The organism is uncultured Pseudokineococcus sp. (genome assembly GCF_947499845.1).
Lineage (GTDB): Bacteria > Actinomycetota > Actinomycetes > Actinomycetales > Quadrisphaeraceae > Pseudokineococcus.
The window spans coordinates 16401-33765 of record NZ_CANMPM010000007.1 but is presented as its reverse complement, the minus strand read 5'-3'; the positions used below and the strand labels follow the sequence as shown (position 1 = coordinate 33765).

The 17365-nt window shown below is 79.0% G+C and carries 17 protein-coding genes; 11 read left to right on the top strand and 6 right to left on the bottom strand.

What is annotated here, in order from left to right; genetic code table 11:
- The first annotated feature begins 52 nt into the window (after positions 1-52).
- From Q0789_RS08525 to Q0789_RS08505, 5 genes are all read left to right on the top strand, one after another.
- Positions 53-547 carry a gamma-glutamylcyclotransferase family protein gene (locus Q0789_RS08525; protein WP_298804191.1) on the top strand — a complete coding sequence of 165 codons (495 nt, stop codon included), beginning with the start codon at positions 53-55 and terminating at the stop codon, positions 545-547.
- A 153-nt stretch (positions 548-700) separates the two neighbouring features.
- Positions 701-1606 (top strand): purine-nucleoside phosphorylase, encoded by a 906-nt coding sequence (locus Q0789_RS08520; protein ID WP_298804187.1) that lies wholly within the window; start codon positions 701-703, stop codon positions 1604-1606.
- A gap of 59 nt (positions 1607-1665) precedes the next feature.
- A complete protein-coding gene (locus tag Q0789_RS08515) occupies positions 1666-3411 on the top strand; it encodes a phospho-sugar mutase (protein ID WP_366917692.1) in 1746 nt (581 codons plus the stop codon).
- The gene (locus tag Q0789_RS08510) at positions 3408-4097 is read left to right on the top strand and encodes a uridine kinase (protein WP_298804183.1); all 690 of its coding nucleotides are present in this window, start codon (positions 3408-3410) and stop codon (positions 4095-4097) included. Before Q0789_RS08515 ends, Q0789_RS08510 begins: the two co-directional genes overlap by 4 nt.
- Positions 4098-4174: 77 nt before the next feature.
- Positions 4175-4768 carry a GNAT family protein gene (locus Q0789_RS08505; protein WP_298804180.1) on the top strand — a complete coding sequence of 198 codons (594 nt, stop codon included), beginning with the start codon at positions 4175-4177 and terminating at the stop codon, positions 4766-4768.
- A 20-nt stretch (positions 4769-4788) separates the two neighbouring features.
- On the opposite strand, the gene Q0789_RS08500 is transcribed toward Q0789_RS08505, so the two are convergent.
- Genes Q0789_RS08500 through deoC form a run of 3 tightly spaced genes read right to left on the bottom strand, consistent with a single transcriptional unit; the run spans position 4789 to position 7035 of the window.
- Positions 4789-5235, bottom strand: a complete 447-nt coding sequence (locus Q0789_RS08500; RefSeq protein WP_298804178.1) for a hypothetical protein — start codon at positions 5233-5235, stop codon at positions 4789-4791.
- Positions 5236-5260: 25 nt separating this feature from the next.
- Positions 5261-6364 (bottom strand): adenosine deaminase, encoded by a 1104-nt coding sequence (locus Q0789_RS08495; RefSeq protein WP_298804176.1) that lies wholly within the window; start codon positions 6362-6364, stop codon positions 5261-5263.
- A complete protein-coding gene (gene deoC / locus Q0789_RS08490) occupies positions 6361-7035 on the bottom strand; it encodes a deoxyribose-phosphate aldolase (RefSeq protein ID WP_171204268.1) in 675 nt (224 codons plus the stop codon). The genes Q0789_RS08495 and deoC overlap by 4 nt, the downstream gene beginning before the upstream one ends.
- Positions 7036-7455: 420 nt before the next feature.
- On the opposite strand from deoC, the gene Q0789_RS08485 reads away from it, so the two are divergent.
- The 6 genes from Q0789_RS08485 to crtI all read left to right on the top strand — a co-directional run bounded on the left by Q0789_RS08485 (position 7456) and on the right by crtI (position 13195).
- Positions 7456-8127 (top strand): SPFH domain-containing protein, encoded by a 672-nt coding sequence (locus Q0789_RS08485; RefSeq protein WP_298804173.1) that lies wholly within the window; start codon positions 7456-7458, stop codon positions 8125-8127.
- A 65-nt stretch (positions 8128-8192) separates the two neighbouring features.
- Positions 8193-8915: a monooxygenase gene (locus Q0789_RS08480; RefSeq protein ID WP_298804172.1), complete on the top strand. Its 723-nt coding sequence runs from the start codon at positions 8193-8195 to the stop codon at positions 8913-8915.
- Positions 8916-8938: 23 nt separating this feature from the next.
- Positions 8939-9847: a carotenoid biosynthesis protein gene (locus Q0789_RS08475; RefSeq protein WP_298804169.1), complete on the top strand. Its 909-nt coding sequence runs from the start codon at positions 8939-8941 to the stop codon at positions 9845-9847.
- The gene (locus Q0789_RS08470; protein WP_298804167.1) at positions 9844-10998 is read left to right on the top strand and encodes a glycosyltransferase family 2 protein; all 1155 of its coding nucleotides are present in this window, start codon (positions 9844-9846) and stop codon (positions 10996-10998) included. Before Q0789_RS08475 ends, Q0789_RS08470 begins: the two co-directional genes overlap by 4 nt.
- A gap of 59 nt (positions 10999-11057) precedes the next feature.
- Positions 11058-11648, top strand: coding sequence for a hypothetical protein (locus Q0789_RS08465; RefSeq protein ID WP_298804165.1), 591 nt, complete (start codon positions 11058-11060; stop codon positions 11646-11648).
- Positions 11648-13195 (top strand): NAD(P)/FAD-dependent oxidoreductase, encoded by a 1548-nt coding sequence (gene crtI / locus Q0789_RS08460; RefSeq protein ID WP_298804163.1) that lies wholly within the window; start codon positions 11648-11650, stop codon positions 13193-13195. Before Q0789_RS08465 ends, crtI begins: the two co-directional genes overlap by 1 nt.
- 279 nt (positions 13196-13474) lie before the next feature.
- Here the strand turns inward: crtI and Q0789_RS08455 are convergent, their stop codons facing one another.
- The 3 genes from Q0789_RS08455 to Q0789_RS08445 all read right to left on the bottom strand — a co-directional run bounded on the left by Q0789_RS08455 (position 13475) and on the right by Q0789_RS08445 (position 17365).
- Positions 13475-14971: a DEAD/DEAH box helicase gene (locus Q0789_RS08455; RefSeq protein ID WP_366917691.1), complete on the bottom strand. Its 1497-nt coding sequence runs from the start codon at positions 14969-14971 to the stop codon at positions 13475-13477.
- A gap of 511 nt (positions 14972-15482) precedes the next feature.
- The gene (locus Q0789_RS08450) at positions 15483-16613 is read right to left on the bottom strand and encodes an acyltransferase family protein (protein ID WP_298804159.1); all 1131 of its coding nucleotides are present in this window, start codon (positions 16611-16613) and stop codon (positions 15483-15485) included.
- A complete protein-coding gene (locus tag Q0789_RS08445) occupies positions 16610-17365 on the bottom strand; it encodes a CDP-alcohol phosphatidyltransferase family protein (protein ID WP_298804156.1) in 756 nt (251 codons plus the stop codon). Before Q0789_RS08445 ends, Q0789_RS08450 begins: the two co-directional genes overlap by 4 nt.

Genomic DNA, 17365 nt, shown 5'->3' with positions numbered 1-17365 from the left:
CGGGCCCAGCGACCGGGCCGGGGCCGACCGACGGCTGGATACAGTCCCCGGCATGCCCCAGTACGCGGCCTACGGCAGCAACCTGCACCCCGCGCGCATGGCCGAGCGCGCTCCCCACTCCCCCCTCGCGGGCACGGGCTGGCTCCACGGCTGGCGCCTGACCTTCGGCGGCGAGGACCGGGGCTTCGAGGGCGCGCTCGCGACCGTCGTCCAGGACAGCGCGGCCGACGCCGCCGTGTACGTGGGCCTCTACGACCTCACGGACGCCGACGCGAAGGCCCTCGACGAGCTCGAGGGCGCGGGCCTGGGCCTGTACCGCAAAGTCCGCGTGCGCGTGGACACGCTGTCGGGCCAGGTCCTCGCCTGGGTCTACGTGCTCGACGCCTACGAGGGCGGGCTGCCCGCGGCGCGCTACCTCGGCATGGTCGCCGACGCCGCCGAGGCCGCGGGCGCCCCCGCCGAGTACGTGACGGGGCTGCGCGCCCGGCCGTGCCGCGCGTCCGAGGCCGGCGGCCCCCCGCCGTCCGGGCTCGTCGGCGGCGCCTGACCTGCTGCCTGGAACGGCGGAAGGCTACGAAGACCGCACCAGAGGCGCCCAGGGACGACGAAAGGCTACGAAGTCCGCGCTAGAGGCGCCCGGAGACGAGAGGCCACGAGTCCGCCGGAGGGCGCGGGGCGACGGCGCCGGTAGCGTGCGGGCATGGCCAGCACCGCACCCGCCGGGGGCCCCGGCGAGCCGACCACGCCGGCGGTCGCCGGTCCGCACGCGCCCGCCGGGACGGCGCCGCCGGGGGGCGCGGACGACGTCCTCGCCGACCCCGTCCGCGCCGCCGAGTCCGCCGCCCGGGTGCTCGCCGAGCGCACCGGCGCCGAGCGCCACGACCTCGCGCTCGTCCTCGGGTCGGGCTGGGGCACCGCCGTCGAGGCGATGGAGGTCCTGGCGGAGGTGCCGGCCGACGAGGTCCCCGGCTTCACGGCGCCCGCGGTGGCGGGCCACGTGCCCGTCTTCCGCTCCGTCCGGATCGGCTCGAGCGACCGCCGGGCCCTCGTCCTCGGCAGCCGCACCCACCTCTACGAGGGCCGCGGCGTGCGCGCCGTCGCCCACGGCGTGCGGACGGCGGCCGCGGCGGGCTGCCGCGGCGTCGTCCTCACCAACGGCTGCGGCGGCCTCGACCCGGCCTACTCCCCCGGCCAGCCGGTCCTCATCAGCGACCACCTCAACCTCACCGGCCGCTCGCCCCTCGAGGGCGCGACCTTCGTCGACCTGACGGACCTCTACAGCCGCCGCTGGCGCGACGTCGCCCGCGAGGTCGACACCTCCCTGGCCGAGGGCGTCTACGCGCAGTTCCCCGGCCCGCACTACGAGACCCCTGCCGAGGTCCGCATGGCCGGCGTCCTCGGCGCGAGCCTCGTCGGCATGTCGACGGCCCTCGAGGCCATCGCCGCCCGCGCCGCCGGCCTCGAGGTCCTCGGCCTGTCGCTCGTGACGAACCTCGCGGCCGGCGTGGGCGACCAGCCGCTGAGCCACGAGGAGGTCGTCGAGGCCGGGCGCGAGGCGGGCCCGCGCATCGGCGCGCTGCTCGCGCAGGTGGTGGAGCGGCTGTGAGCGCCGGCTCGCCCCCCGCCGGGGACGGCGCCCCCACGGACGCCGACCGCGAGCGCGCCCTGGCCGACGCGCTCACGGCCCGCCGGGACGAGGCCCGGGCGTGGGCCGACGCCGACCCGGACCCGGCGACGACCGCGGCGCTGCGCGACCTGCTCGAGCGCGCGGACGCCGGCGAGGAGGGGGCGCTCGCCGAGCTGGACGACGCCTTCGCCGGGCCCCTGGCCTTCGGCACCGCGGGGCTGCGCGGCCGCCTCGGGCCCGGCCCGAACCGGATGAACCGCGTCGTCGTGCGCCGCGCCGCCGCCGGGCTGTCGCGCTACCTGCTCGACCGCGAGGGCGGCCCGGAGTCGCCGCCGCACGTCGTCGTGGGCTACGACGCCCGGCACGGCTCGCGGCAGTTCGCGCTCGACACCGTGGCCGTCGTCGTCGGGGCCGGTCTGCGCGCGTCGCTGCTGCCGCGCCCGCTGCCGACGCCCGTGCTGGCCTTCGCCGTCCGCCACCTCGGCGCGGACGCCGGCGTCATGGTCACGGCGAGCCACAACCCGCCGCAGGACAACGGGTACAAGGTCTACCTCGGCGGTCCCGGCGAGGAGGGCGCGCAGATCGTGCCGCCCGCCGACGCCGAGATCGCCGCGCGCATCGCGGCCGTCGGCGACGTCACCGACCCCGCCCAGGTGCCGATGGCCGACGCCGGCTGGGAGGCGCTGGGCGACGACCTCGTCGACGCCTACGTCGAGGGCGCCGCCGCGGTGGCCGGCCGCACCGGCCCTCGCGACCTGCGCGTCGTCCTGACCCCGCTCCACGGGGTCGGCGGTCCCCTCGTCGAGAGGGCCCTGCGGGCAGCGGGTCTCACCGACCTGCACACCGTGCCCGAGCAGGCCGAGCCCGACCCGGACTTCCCCACGACGGCCTTCCCGAACCCCGAGGAGGAGGGCGCGCTCGACCTCGCGCTGGCGCTGGCCCGCGAGGTGGGCGCCGACCTCGTCGTCGCCAACGACCCCGACGCCGACCGCTGCGCCGTCGCGGCGCCCCTGCGGCCCGGCGTCGACGACGACCCCGGCGACGCCGGCTGGCGCCAGCTGACGGGCGACGAGGTCGGCGCCCTCCTGGGCCACCACCTCGCCGAGCGGGGCCTTCCCCCGGGCTCGGTGCTCGCCCGGTCCGTCGTCTCCTCCGACCTGCTGGCCCGGGTGGCCGAGGCGCACGGGCTCGAGAGCGCCGTCGCGCTCACCGGCTTCAAGTGGATCAGCCGCGTGCCCGGGCTGGCCTACGGCTACGAGGAGGCGCTGGGCTACTGCGCCGACCCGGCGGCCGTGCGTGACAAGGACGGCATCAGCGCCGCCGTCCTCGTCACCGAGCTCGCCGCCGCCGAGAGGGCCCGCGGGCAGGGCCTGCTCGACGTCCTCGACGACCTCGCGCGGGCCCACGGGCTGCACGCGACGGCGCCGCTGACGCTGCGGGTCTCCGACCTCACCCTCATCTCCGACGCCATGGCGCGCCTGCGCGCCGAGCCGCCCGCCGCGCTGGCGAGCAGCGACGTCGTCGAGGTGGTTGACCTGTCCGCGGGCGACGGCGGGCTGCCCCCGACCGACGGCCTCGTCCTCCGCACGGCGGACGGAGCGCGCGTCGTCGTCCGGCCGTCCGGCACGGAGCCCAAGCTCAAGTGCTACTGCGAGGTCGTCGTGCCGGTCGAGGGCGGCGAGAAGGCCGACGGCGACGCCGTCGCGGCGGCCCGCCGCGAGGCCGGACGGCGCCTGGACGCCGTCCGGGCCGGCCTGCGCGACACCATCGCCCTCCCGGCGTGAGCAGCCCCGAGGAGGCGGAGGGTCGGCACGCGCGCTCGGACGGGCGGGAGGCGGCGGGGCTCGGCCAGGAGGCCCTCTTCGCGGAGCCCCGCGGGGCGCGGCGGGCGCCCGCGTGCCGTGTCGTGCTCCTCACGGGGCCGAGCGGCTCGGGCAAGACGTCGATGGTCCGCCGCCTCGGGCTGCCCGTGCTGGCCCTGGACGACTTCTACCGCGACGGCGACGAGCCGGGGCTGCCGCACCGCTTCGGCATCGTCGACTGGGACGACCCGGGCAGCTGGGACGCGGGCCGGGCGCTCGACGCCCTCGAGCGCCTGTGCCGCGAGGGCGAGGCCGACGTGCCGGTCTACGACATCCCGACGAGCCGGCGGACCGGCACCGTCCACCTGTCCGTCGGCACGGCGCCCGTGGTGCTGGCCGAGGGGATCTTCGCGGCCGACCTCGTCGCCGCCTGCCGCGAGTGCTCCCTGCTCGCGGACGCCATCTGCCTGCAGCGCCCGGCCGCGGTGACCTTCACCTTCCGGCTGCTGCGCGACCTCGCCGAGGCGCGCAAGCCCCCGCACGTCCTCGTGCGGCGCGGGCTCGGCCTGGCGCGGGCGGAGCCGGCGCTCCGGCAGCGGTGGACGTCGCTCGGCTGCCGGCCGCTCGCGCCCGCCGACGCCGAGGCGGCCGTGCGCGCGCTGCTGTGAGCGGCGGCCGGGGCGCCCCTGACGGCAGCGGGTCGAGGGCCGGCGGGTCGACGTCGGCCGGGTCGACGTCGGGCCGGGTGCTCACCGAGCGCCTCCTGCTGGCTCCCCCGACCGCGGCCGACGTCCCCGCGCTGGCGTCGGCGGTCTACGCCGACCCGCGCACGTGGGCTCTCGACCCGTCGCTGCGGCGGCCGCCGGAGGAGCTGCCCGGCTTCGTCGCCCGGCTCGCGGAGCGCTGGGCGCGCGACGGCGCGGGCTGCTGGGTCGTGCGCCTGCGTCCCCCACCCGAGGACCGGCGCGACGACGACCACGGCGGGACCGCCGGCGGAGGGCGCGACGGCGAGGTCATCGGCCTCGGCGGGTGCGACCTCCCCGGCGAGGGACGCGCCTGGAACCTCTTCTTCCGGCTGGCCCCGGCCCACCAGGGCCGGGGCTACGCCCAGGAGGTCGGTCGCGCCGGCCTGGCGGCCGCGCGGCGGGTCCGGCCGGACCTGCCCGTCACCGCCTTCGCCGCGGAGGCGAACACCCCGTCGCGCCGGACGATCGCGCGGCTGGGCCTCGCCGAGGCCTGGCGCGGGCCGGACCGGCGCAGCCCCGACCCCGGCGCCGTCGTCGTCCTGTCCGCGGACCGCCCGCTGCCGCCTGACCTGCTGCGCACGCTGACGTCCTGAGAGGAGGCCGGGCGAGGCGCTCAGGACACGAGGACGAGCGCCAGCACGAGCTGCGCCGTCGCCGCCGCGACCCGGACGTCGTCCCACCGCACGAGGCGCCGGTGGGCGGCCGGGTCCCACGCCCGCCCCAGCCGGCGGTGCTCCGGCGCGGCGCCGAGGGCCGTCACCGCGAGGACGACGGCCGTGCACGCGGCCGCGCCCAGCGCGGTGAGCGCCTGGGGGGAGCCCGCCGTCGCGACGACGAGCCACGCGGACGACGCGACGAGCGCGAGGAACAGCGGCCCGACGAGCCGGGACACCCGCCGGCTGTGCGAGGCCTCTAGCGCCGGGAAGGCCTCCGCACCCCCGTCCGCCGTCGCGGCCGTCGCGAGCTGGGGGTAGACGACGACGCGCACCGTCCACTGGAAGCCGGTGTACGCCGCGGCGGCGGCGAGGTGCACCGCCGTCGCGGCGAGGGTCCCGTCCACGGGTCGCGCCCCGGGCCGCGACCGGTCAGCCGCGCGCCGCGGCGAAGCCCGGGCGCACGACCTCCTCGACGAGGACCTCCCGCACGGGGTGCGGCAGGAAGGCCGCCCGCGCCGCGGCGACGGTGGCCGCCTCCAGGTCGTCGAGGGTCCAGCCCGCCTCGCGCACGAGGAGCTCCATCTCCCGCGACACCGACGTCGCCGACTGCAGCCGGTTGTCGGTGTTGACGGTGACGACGACACCGAGGTCGCGCAGCGCGGTGATGCCGTGCTCCGCGATGGACGCCCCCGCCCCCGTCTGGAGGTTCGAGCTCGGGCAGAGCTCGAGGGCGATGCGGCGGTCGCGGACCCATGCGGCCAGGGGGCCGAGGTGCGCGTCCGGCGTCCCGGCGCGCTCGACGTCCTCGAGCAGGCGCACGCCGTGGCCGATCCGCTGCGCCGAGCAGGCGTGCACCGCACCGTGGATCGAGGCCAGGCCCGCGGCCTCCCCGGCGTGGACCGTGACGGGGACGCCGGCGTCGTGCAGGAGCTGGAAGGCCTCGCGGTGGCGCTCCGGCGGGAAGCCGTCCTCGGCGCCCGCGATGTCGAAGCCGACGACCGACCCGCCGGCGGCGGACCCGAGGTGGCGCAGCGTGAGCTCGGCGATCTCGACGCCCCGGTCGGCGTGGCGCATGGCCGTCAGGAGCGTGCCGGTGCGGATGGGCGTGCCGCGCTCGGCCGCCTCGCGCTCGCCCTCGGCGAAGCCCTCCTGCACCGCGACGACGACCTCGTCGAGGGTCAGCCCGCCGGCGAGGTGCTGCTCGGGCGCGTACCGCTGCTCGGCGTAGACGACGCCGTCGGCGGCGAGGTCGAGCGCGCTCTCGCGGGCGACGCGGCGCAGCGCGTCCGCCGTCTGCATGACCGCCGTCGTGTGGTCGAAGGTCTCGAGGTAGCGCACCAGAGTCCCCGAGCTCGCCGCCTCCTCGAACCAGCGGCCGAGGGCGTCGGCCGTGCTCGCGGGCAGCTCGTGGCCCACCTCCTCCGCGAGGTCGAGGAGGGTCTGCGGGCGCAGGCCGCCGTCGAGGTGGTCGTGCAGCAGCACCTTCGGCAGCGACGGGATCGCCCGCAGCACCGCCTGGTCGACGCCGCTCACGCCTCGGTCCCCTCGAGCACCGCGGCGGAGGAGGAGAGCCCCAGACGCGTGGCGCCGGCGGCGACCATGGCCGCCGCCTGCTCCGCCGTGCGGATGCCGCCGCTCGCCTTGACGCCCAGGCGCCCGCCGACGGTCTCCGCCATGAGCCGGACGGCGTGCTCGGTGGCCCCGCCGCTGGGGTGGAAGCCGGTGGACGTCTTGACGAAGTCGGCGCCCGCCGCCTCGGCCGCGCGGCAGGCGGCCACGACGGCGTCGTCCTCGAGCGCCGCCGACTCGATGATGACCTTGAGGACGCCCGGCGCGGGCACCGCGGCGCGGACGGCCGCGACGTCGTCACGCACGGCGTCCCACAGCCCGGCCCGGGCGGCGCCGACGTCGATGACCATGTCCACCTCGTCGGCGCCGTCGGCGACGGCGCGCGCCGCCTCGGCGGCCTTGACCTCGCTGGCGTGCTTGCCCGAGGGGAAGCCGCAGACCGTGGCGACGACGAGGTCGCCCGTGTCCTCCAGCGGGAGCGTCGACGGCGACACGCACACCGCGAGGACGCCGAGCGAGCGAGCCTCGGCGACGAGCGCGGCGACGTCCGCCGGCGTCGCCTCGGGCTTGAGGAGGGTGTGGTCGACCATCGCGGCGACCTGCGCGCGCGTCGGGCGGCTCGTGTCGGCTGTCATGCCCGCATCCTGGCAGCCGTCGACGGCGTCCGCGTCGCGGCGCCCGGTCGCCGCGGAGCCGTCTCCCGCGAGGCCGCGGACCCGCCGCTGGGCCGACCGGGCGGCTCCCTCCTCGACGCGCGCGGAGGAGCGGGAAAGAGGGTGCGCGCGAGCACGACGGCCACCTACCGTCACCGGCGTCCGGGCAGCAGCCGGGCGGCGTCGCCGTCGCGGGTCCTGCACGTCGGTCCGGACCGCCACCAGGCGATGCGCTCAGGACGCACGGGTTCGACTCCCACGGTGCGACCGGCGCGGCACCCGGCGCCGGCGCGGCCTGCGACGTCCCCGAGCGGGGCGCCCCCCGCGACGGCGCGCCGCGCCGGTCCCACCTCGCGCGCCCGCGACCGGGCGCGTGACGCCGACGAGAGGGAGGACGAGAGCGTGAGGGTCGTCGTGCACGCCTGGGAGCAGGTGCTGCGCTACCGCGACGGCGCCCTGGTCGAGGTGCTCGGGCCGGGCGCCCACCGGCGGTCGCGGTGGCGCACCCGCTACGAGCGCGTGGACACCCGTCCGCGGTCGGTCGTGCTCTCCGCGCAAGAGGTGGCGACCGCCGAGGGGCTGTCCGTGCGGTGCTCGCTCGTGGCCGACGTCGCGGTCGTCGACCCCCGGCGCTGGGTCGAGGAGGTCCAGGACGCCGACGACGCCGTGCACGTCGCTCTCCAGCTGGGCCTGCGGGAGGCCGTGACCCGACGGGGCTACGAGGACCTGCTGGCCGCGCGCGGCGGCCTCGGCGAGGAGGTGAGGGACCTCGTCGCCGCTCCCCTGGCCGAGGTGGGCGCCGCCTGCCGCCGGGCGGCCCTGCGCGACCTCGCCGCGCCGGCCGAGGTGCGCCAGGCCGCCGCGGAGGTCGTCACCGCCCGGGCCCTCGGCCTCGCCTCGCTCGAGCGGGCGCGCTCGGAGGTCGCGGCCACGCGGGCGCTGGCCAACGCGGCGCGACTCGTCGCCGGTTCTCCCGGGCTCCTCGAGCTGAGGACCCTCCAGGCCGTCGAGGCGAGCGGTGGGACCGTCGTCCTGCAGGGCGCCGGCGCGCGCGGGGAGGCGCCCGCGCGCTGAGGCCCGGAGGCGCCCGCGGGAGCGGTGCCCGGAGCCCGGGCACCGCCCCCGCCTACCCTCGTCGCATGGGTCGGTCAGCGGGAGGGGCAGGAGACGACGGCGCGCCCGCGCTCGTCACCCTCCACGTGTGGGGGGTCCGGGCGGCGGCCGTCCCCGCAGCCCTCGGGCGGATGGCGCTCGACCGCGCGCTGCTGCGCGGCAGCGGCGCGCGCTGGACGAAGCTCCTCGGCACCGGCTCGGGGCGCACCTTCACCGCGCGCGACGCCGACCCGCGGCACTGGGCCCTGCTGGCGGCGTGGGACTCCCCCGGCGACGCCGCCTGGTTCGAGCGCTCCGCGACCGCTCGCGGGTGGGGGCGCCTGGCCGACGAGCGCCTGCGGGTGGCCATGGAGCCCGTCGCGAGCCGGGGCCGCTGGGGCGGCGTCGCGCCGTTCGGCGACCCGCGGCGGCGCCCGCCGTCGGGTGCGCCCGTCGTCAGCCTCACCCGGGCCCGCGTCCACCTGCGCTCGTGGGCCACCTTCACCCGCGCGGTGCCGCCCGTCTCGGGCGACCTCGCGCGGGTCGACGGCCTGCGCGCCGCCCTCGGCGTCGGCGAGGCGCCGGTCGGGCTCCAGGGCACCGTGAGCCTGTGGCGCGACAGCGACGCCCTCACCGCCTTCGCGCACGGACGGGCGCCGCACCGCGCCGTCGTCGAGCGCACGCCCCGGGAGGGCTGGTACGCCGAGGAGCTCTTCGCCCGCTTCGCCGTCACCTCCCTCGAGGGGACCCTGCACGGGCGCGAGCCCTGAGCGACCCGCCTACCCTTGCGCCGGTGGTGACGACGGAGCCCTCCCCGCCCCCGCGGGCCGCGACCGCCCGGCGGCGCTCGCCCCTCGCGGTCGCCTCGCTGCTCCTCGCGGTCCTCGCCGTGCTGGCGCAGGTGGCCCACCCGCTGCTGTCCGGCGACGCGCTGCACACGACGACGGTGGCGGCGGTCGCCCTCTTCGCCGCGGCCGTCCTCGCCGACGCGGCGCGCCGCTTCGGCCCGGCGACGGCCGGCGGCGTGCTGCTCGTCGCCGGGGGCATCGGCCTGCTCGCCGAGGCGGTCGGGACGGCGACCGGGTTCCCCTTCGGCGCGTACTCCTACGCCGGCTCGCTCGGCCCGCAGGTGCTCGACGTGCCCGTCGTCGTGCCGCTGGCCTGGACGATGATGGCCTACCCGATGCTGCTGGCCGGGCGCACGCTCGCCCCGCCCGGGAGCTGGACGGCCGTCCCCGTCGCCGCGGTGGGCCTCGCCTCCTGGGACCTCTTCCTCGACCCGATGATGGTCGCGCAGGGCCACTGGACCTGGGCGGACCCGACGCCCGCGCTGCCGGGCGTCCCGGGCATCCCGCTCACCAACTACGCCGGCTGGCTCCTCGTCGCGCTCGTCATCTCCGCCGTCCTGCAGCGCGTCGTGCCCGACCCGCGGCGCCCCCCGCGGAAGGGCCGCCCCGCCGGCGCCCGCGGCCCCGCGGCGAGGCCGGCGCCCGCCCCGGGCACCGACCGGGCGCGCGGCAGCGCCGAGCTCGCCGTCCCCGGCCTCCTCCTCGGCTGGACGTGGCTCGGCTCGACCGTCGACGCCCTCGTCTTCTCCGGGCGCCCGTGGGTGGCGCTGTGGGGCTTCGTCGGCATGGGCGCCGTCGTCGCGCCGACCCTGGCCCACTGGCTCTGGGCCGCCGCGTCCATGCGTCGCCGGTGAGGTCCGGCGCCGGCTCCTCCCGCCGCGCGGCGCCGGCGGCCGTCGGCGCGGCCCGGGCGCTCGTGCGCGCGACGTCGGCGCTGTCGGTCGGCCTGCTGGTCCACACCTGCGCCAACGCCCTGCTGCTCCGCCGGCCCGACCTCGACCCCCCGACGGCGGCCGGGCGGGTGAGCGTGCTGCTGCCCGTGCGCGACGAGGCGCACCAGGTCGCCGACTGCCTCGCGGCCGTCCTCGCCCAGGAGCGCGTGGACCTCGAGGTGCTCGTCCTCGACGACGCCAGCTCCGACGGCACGGCGGAGGCCGCCCGGGCGCGCGCGGGCGACGACCCGCGCGTGCGGGTCCTCACCGGGTCGTCGACGCCGCCGGGGTGGCTGGGCAAGCCGTGGGCGTGCGCGCAGCTCGCCGGGCAGGCCGCCGGGGACGTCCTCGTCTTCGTCGACGCCGACGTCCGCCTCGCCCCGCGCGCCGTCGCGGCCTCGGTCGACCAGCTGCGCCGCACGGGGCTCGACCTCGTCTCCCCCTACCCCCGGCAGCGCGCGGTCACCCCGGGCGAGCGGCTCGTGCAGCCGCTGCTCCAGTGGTCCTGGCTCGCGACGCTCCCGCTGCGGCTCGCCGAGCGCTCGCCGCGCCCCTCGCTCTCGGCCGCGAACGGCCAGCTCCTCGTCGTCGACGCCGCCCGGTACCGGGCGGTCGGCGGCCACGGGGCCGTCCGCGGCGCGGTGCTCGACGACGTCGCCCTCGTCCGCGCCGTCAAGGCCGCCGGCGGGCGCGGCGGCGTCACGGACGGGACCGCGCTCGCGACCTGCCGCATGTACGACGGCTGGTCGGGCGTCCGCGACGGGTACGCCAAGTCGCTGTGGAGCGCGGCGGGCTCACCGGGCCGCTCGCTGGCGCTCGCCGGGGGGCTCGCGGTCCTCGGGCTCGGGCCGCTCGTCGGCGCCCTCGCCGGCTCCCGCGCCGGGGCGCTGGGCCTCGCGGCGGGCGTCGCCTCCCGCGTCGTGGCCGCGCGGCGGACGGGCGGGCGGGCCTGGCCCGACGCCCTCGCCCACCCGGCGTCGCTCGTCGTCCTCGCCGGGCTCGTCGTCCGCTCCGTGCGGGGGCACCGGCGCGGCGACCTGCGGTGGAAGGGGCGCCGGCTGCCCGCGTCGTGACGCCGCCCCCGCGCACGGCCCGACGGGGGTCCCCGGCGCCGCTCGACTACCGTGGCGGGATGCCCACCGGTCGCCCCGCCCGCCCGCGCGCGGGCCGCCTCCGGGCGCTCGCCCCGGCGGTGCTGCTCGTCACCCTCGTCGGCGCGGCCGGCTGCACCGACGGGCGCGAGCCCTCCGCCGACCCCGCGCCCTCCTCCGCGTCGGCGCCGAGCGCGAGCCCCAGCCCCAGCACGGCCCCGACCGAGGCGGGCGCGACGCCGTCGGCGTCCCCCTCGGAGAGCGCCTCGCCGTCGGCCTCCCCCACGCCGGCGCCGTCGGAGGTCGCCGTCGGCGAGGTCGTCGAGGGCTTCCCCCTCGACGTCGTGCCGCTCCTGCCCGACGCCGAGGTGGCCCTGTCCAACGTCGTCCGCGACGAGGGCGGCCGTTCGGTCGCGCTGGCGGGGCGCACCTCCCGCAGCCCGCAGGAGGTCGTCGACTTCTACACGCAGGCGCTGACGGCGCAGGGCTTCACGGCGACGACGCCCCCGGCCGTCGACGGCGCCGTCGTGACGACCTACACGCGCGGGCCCGCCGCCGCCGACCTCCTCACGCTGTCGGTTACCTCCTCCGCGGGGCTGCAGGACTTCTCGATCGGCGGTCGGCTGGCCTGATGGCCCGCGTCGTCGTCGTCGGCGCGGGGGCCGGCGGGCTCGCCGTCGCCATGCGCCTGGCCCGCCGCCGCCACGACGTCCTCGTCCTCGAGGCGGCCGACGAGGTCGGCGGCAAGCTCGGCTGGGTCGAGCACGAGGGCTTCGGCTTCGACACCGGCCCCTCGCTCATCACGCTGCCCGCCGTCTACCGGGACCTCTTCCTCAAGACGGGGAAGAAGCTCGAGGCGTGCCTCGACCTCGTGCCGCTCGAGACGGCGGCGCGCTACCGCTTCGCCGACGGCACCGTGCTCGACCTGCCGGCCGGCTCGCGGGGCGCGCTGCGCCGAGCCCTCGACGACGCCCTCGGCGCCGGCGCCGGCGACCAGTGGATCCGGCTGCTGGAGCGCGGGTCCCGCATCTGGGACCTCTCCCGCGGACCCTTCCTCACCTCGCCGCTGCGGGGTCTGCGCACGCTGCTGCCGCTGGCCCGCCGCCGCCGCGACCTCGCGACGATCGCGCCGACGACGTCGCTGCGCCGCCTCGGCGAGCAGCTCCTCGAGCACCCGCACCTGCGGACGATGCTCGACCGCTACGCCACCTACTCCGGCTCCGACCCGCGCCGCGCGCCCGCGGCCCTCGCCTCGACGGCCTTCGTCGAGCAGGCCTTCGGCTCCTGGTACGTGCGCGGCGGCCTGCGCCGCCTGGCCCTCGCGATGGCCGGGCGCGTCGAGGCCCTCGACGGCGAGGTGCGCTGCGGCGCCGCGGTGGAGGAGGTCCTCGTCGACGGCGGGCGCGCCGCGGGCGTCCGGCTCGTCGGCGGCGAGGAGGTGGCGGCCGACGTCGTCGTCATGGCCGGCGACGCCGCCGCCCTGTACGGCGTCGGCACCGGCGGGCGCGCCCTCCTGCCGCCGGGCCGGGTGCGCCGTCGCGGGGCCCGCCGGCTGCGGCTGGCGGAGCCGTCCGCGAGCGGCTTCGTGCTGCTGCTGGCCCTGTCGGGCCGGACGCCCGACCTCCAGCACCACACGGTGCTCTTCCCCGCCGACTACGACGCCGAGTTCGACGCCCTCTCCGGCACGGGGCGCCACCGCGGCGCGCCCGTCCCGGTGGAGGACCCGACCGTCTACGTCAGCGCGCCCGACGACCCCGCGACGCGCCCCGACGAGGACTCCGAGGCCTGGTTCGTGCTCGTCAACGCCCCCCGCCACCGCCCCGGCGCCCCGCGCGAGGGCGTCGACTGGGACGCCGTGGGCGACGACGGCGTGCCGCTCGCCGAGCGCTACGCCGACCACGTGCTCGACGTCATGGCCCAGCGCGGCCTCGACGTCCGCGACCGGGTCCTCTGGCGCGGCGTCCGCACCCCCGCCGACCTCGAGCGCCTGACCGGCAGCGTGGGCGGGTCCATCTACGGCAGCTCGAGCAACGGCGCCCGGGCCGCCTTCCTGCGCCCCGCCAACGCGACGGCGCTCCCGGGCCTGTACTGCGTCGGCGGCTCCAGCCACCCCGGCGGCGGGCTGCCGCTCGTGGGCCTGTCCGCGGAGGTCGTCGCCGGGCTCGTCGGCGACGCCTGACGCGGCTCCCGCCCCGCGGGCGGAGGAAACCTTCACCGTCCGAGGCCCCTCCCCGGCGAAGGCGACGCCCCCTTCACCCCGTGAGGCCCCTCCCCGGCGAAGGTGACGCCTCCTTCACCCCGTGAGGCCCCTCCCCGGCGAAGGTGACGCCCCCTTCACCCCTCGGGGCCTCCCCCGGGTGGAGGTGACGCCCCCTCCGCACCTCGGGGCCCCGGGGACGACGACGCCCGGCCGCGAAGAGGCCGCGGCCGGGCGTCGTGGAGCGTGAGGGAGGAGGCGTCAGCGACCGCCGCGGCGTCCGCCGCCCGCGCGGGAGACGTCGACGACGGAGCGGCGCTGGGCCGGCGGCCGGGACGCGGAGCCCGAGCCGGAGGACGAGCCGCCGCCGTAGCCGGGCGAGGACGACGACCAGCTCGAGGGCGCCCCTCCGGAGCCGGAGCCGCCGCGACCACGGCCGCCACCCGCGCCGCCGCCGGAGCGCCCGCGGCCGCCCGCGGGGCCCGAGGCCTGGCGGGCGCCACTGCTCCGCCCCTGGCCCTGGGCCTGCCCCTGGGAGCCACCGCCGCCGGCGCCACCACGGCCGCGGCGACGCCCGCCCCCGGCGGCCGGCTGCTGCGGAGGTGCGGGCGGGGCGGGCTCGACGTGCGGGGCCACCGGCCCGGTGAGGTCGGCGACCACCGGCGAGGAGGCGTCGACGTCGTGCTTGGCCGGTGCGATGCCCGCGAGGCGCACGAGGGTGCGCACGTCGCCGTTCTGCTCGGGCAGCACGAGCGTGACGACGTCGCCGCCCGAGCCGGCGCGCGCCGTGCGCCCGGAGCGGTGCAGGTACGCCTTGTGCTCGGTGGGCGGGTCCACGTGGACGACGAGCTCGACGTCGTCGACGTGGATGCCGCGCGCCGCGATGTCGGTGGCGACGAGGACCTTGATGTCGCCCGTGGAGAAGGCGGCGAGGTTCTCCTGCCGCTTGTTCTGCGACAGGTTGCCCTGGAGGTCGACCGCCGGGATGCCCTGCGCCGTCAGCTGCTTCGCGAGCTTCTTCGCTTGGTGCTTGGTGCGCAGGAACATCATCCGGCGCCCGGTGCCGGAGGCGAGCGTGCGGACGACCTCGGCCTTGGTCTCGGCGTCGCGCACGGCCAGCCAGTGGTGGGTCATCTCGACGACCGGCGAGGTGGCCGGGTCGATGGCGAAGGTGAGGTGGTCGGCGAGGTAGCGGCGCACGAGCACGTCGACGCCGTTGTCCAGCGTCGCGGAGAAGAGCATCCGCTGGCCGCCCGCGGGGGTCCGGTCCAGCAGGCGCTTCACGCCGGGCAGGAAGCCGAGGTCCGCCATGTGGTCGGCCTCGTCGAGGACGGTGACCTCGACCTCGTCGAGGCGCAGGAAGCCCTGGCCGATGAGGTCCTCCAGTCGCCCCGGGCAGGCGACGACGACGTCGACGCCCGCCTGGAGCGCGGTGACCTGACGGCCCTGCGGCACCCCGCCGAAGATGGTCGTGACCTTGAGCCCGACGGCGGTCGCCAGCGGCTCGAGCGTCGCGGTGATCTGCGTGGCGAGCTCGCGCGTCGGCGCCAGCACCAGACCGCGGGGGCGACCGGCGGGGCGGCGGCCGCCCGCGCGGGTCCCGCCCTCGCCGGCGAGCCGCGCCGCCAGCGGCAGCGCGAAGGCGAGCGTCTTGCCGGAGCCCGTGCGCCCGCGGCCGAGGACGTCGCGACCGGCCAGCGTGTGGGGCAGCGTCACGGCCTGGATGGGGAAGGGCTTCGCGAAGCCGCGGTCGGCCAGCGAGGCCGCGAGCGGCGCCGGGACGCCGAGCTCGGCGAAGGTCTGCTCGACGAGCGCGTCCTCGGAGACGAGGACGGCGCCGGCGAGCTCGTCGGCGGGGGCCGCGGGCGCCGGGGCCGGCCGGCCGCCGCCGCGGGGGGCGCCGCCGCGGCCGCCGCCGGGACGACCGCCGCGGGGCGGGCGGGGTCCGCCGCTGCGGGCGGGGCGGCCGGAGGTGGCGCTGCGGGACGCGCCCGAGGGCGCGGACGAGGTGGGACGGGGCGTGCGGGAGTCGGGCACAGGTGCCTCTCGGGCCGGTGTTCTCAGGGCGCCGAGGAGGTCCTCCCGCGCGTGGTCGGCGGGCCCGGAGGGCCGCGGCCGGGAGCTGCGGGGGCGGCTCGGCGGGGCGCCGGAGGCGCCGCGGTCCTCCCAGTGTGCCGCATCGGCGGCGGTGACGCCGTCGCCGCCGCCCGCGAACGGGGACGCGCCGCCGTGACGACCGACCTCGACCCGCACGGCCCCGCGCCTCCGGTCAGCCCTCCCGGGACCCACCCGGCGAGCCGGCGTCCGGCGCGGCGCGGCGCGGGGGCCGGCGGGCGGGCTCGCCGAGGGCCGCCCGCACGTACGGGACCTGCAGGAGGACCCACGTCAGCGCGGTCGCCGCGAGGAGGTGGGCCGGCAGGAGGAGCAGCACCGTGCCCAGCACCTCGGCGAGGGAGTCGGGCGGCCCCGTGAGGGCGCGCAGGCCGTAGACGAGCGCGCCGTGCACGAGGAAGACGCCGAAGGCGTACGGCGCCGAGCGCGCGAGCGCCGTCCCGACGCGCCGCGGCGCCCGGTCCAGGCCGCGGTGCAGGAGGAGGTAGGCGCACGTCGAGGCGACGACGACCGTCGGGGAGAGGAAGTCGTAGGCGTAGCGGCCGAGGGAGCCGTAGCCGGTGGCGCCCGCTGCGAGGGCCGTGAGCGCCAGCGAGGTCCAGAGGCCCACCCGCGCCAGCAGCAGCGCCCTCCCCCGCACGAGCACGTCGCGCAGGCACCAGCCGAGGACGTAGTAGCCCGCGAAGGGGAGGAAGCGCGTGGCCGCGTTGGCCTCGCCCACCCCGCCGGCGAAGGCCAGCACCTGGTCGAGGACGCCCAGCCCGAGGAGCACGACGGCGAGGCCGAGGGACATCCGCCAGGTGGCGTGCCGCGTGACGACCTTGAGGAAGGGCGTGGCGAGCACGAGCCCGGCCAGGACGTAGAGGAAGTACAGCTGGAGGAACGGCGCCCCGGCGGCCACGTCGGCGGCCGCGTCGGCCGGGGTGAGGTCCGCGCCGAGCACGTACGCGCGGAAGAGGAGGTAGAGCACCGTCCACACGACGAGCGGGATCCCGATGCGGGCCGCCCGTCGCCGGAAGTACTCGCGCGGCCGCGCCGTGCGGCCCGGGTCGAGCGCGAGAGCCCCGGAGATCATGACGAAGACCGGCACGCACCAGCGCGTCCCGGCGTCGAGCGCGTTGGCCACCCACCACCCGGCGCTGCCCACCGGCACGCCGCGGCCCTCGACGACCGGCGCCAGCAGGTGGATGAGGACGACGGCGACGATCGCGAGCACGCGGGCGCCGTCCATCCACCGGGTGGCCGTGGGACGCGGCGCCCGCTCCGGGACGCGGTCGACGACGCTCACGCCCCTCGCCCCCCGCGCTCGCCTTCCCCTCGTCCGACGCCTTCCCCTCGTCCGACGCCGTCCCCTCGCCCGTCGAGCTCGCGCAGCTGGCGCCGGAGCACGGGCAGCAGCTGGACGAGGGCCACGACGGCGACGACCAGCGCCGCCCAGGCGCCCACGGCGGCCCACGTGGCGGCGTCCTGCGGACGCAGCCCGGCCACGAGCGCGGTCGCCGCGACGACGAGGACGCGCGTCGGCCGCTCCCCCACGGTGACGACGCCGACGTCGCGCACCCCGGCGCCGCCGCCGCGGGCCCGCGCGTACTCGGCGAGCGCGGCGAGCGCCCCGGCCGCGACGACGACCGGCCCGGGCGCGCCGAGAAGCCACAGGGCGGCCAGGGCCAGGGCGTCGGCGACGCGGTCGGCGAGGGCGTCCGCCACCGCGCCCCACGCGCTCGTGCGCCCGCGCAGGACGGCGACGCCGCCGTCGAGGCTGTCGACGACGCCGCTCACGGCGACGAGCAGCGGCACGAGCAGCGCCCAGCGGCCACCCGCCGCGGCGGCGGGCAGGGCCGCGACGGGCAGGAGGAGACCCACGGCGGTGAGGGCCGTCGGCGCGACGCCCGCGCGCGCCAGCGGCGCCGACAGCACGTGCACGAGCGAGAGCCACCAGCGCACGACCCCGGTCGGCGCCGGGGCGCCGTGGAGGGCGGCCCAGCGCCGCAGGTGCTCCTGGCGGTCGGGGACGGCGCCCCCCGCGTCACCCGCGCCCAC

What these genes read in the sequence shown, in the direction of transcription:
- Q0789_RS08525 (WP_298804191.1), top strand. Translation starts at nt 53, where the DNA reads ATGCCCCAGTACGCGGCCTACGGCAGCAACCTGCACCCCGCGCGCATG.
- Q0789_RS08520 (WP_298804187.1), top strand. Translation starts at nt 701, where the DNA reads ATGGCCAGCACCGCACCCGCCGGGGGCCCCGGCGAGCCGACCACGCCG.
- deoC (WP_171204268.1), bottom strand. Translation starts at nt 7,035, where the DNA reads ATGACAGCCGACACGAGCCGCCCGACGCGCGCGCAGGTCGCCGCGATG.
- Q0789_RS08480 (WP_298804172.1), top strand. Translation starts at nt 8,193, where the DNA reads ATGGGTCGGTCAGCGGGAGGGGCAGGAGACGACGGCGCGCCCGCGCTC.
- Q0789_RS08465 (WP_298804165.1), top strand. Translation starts at nt 11,058, where the DNA reads ATGCCCACCGGTCGCCCCGCCCGCCCGCGCGCGGGCCGCCTCCGGGCG.
- crtI (WP_298804163.1), top strand. Translation starts at nt 11,648, where the DNA reads ATGGCCCGCGTCGTCGTCGTCGGCGCGGGGGCCGGCGGGCTCGCCGTC.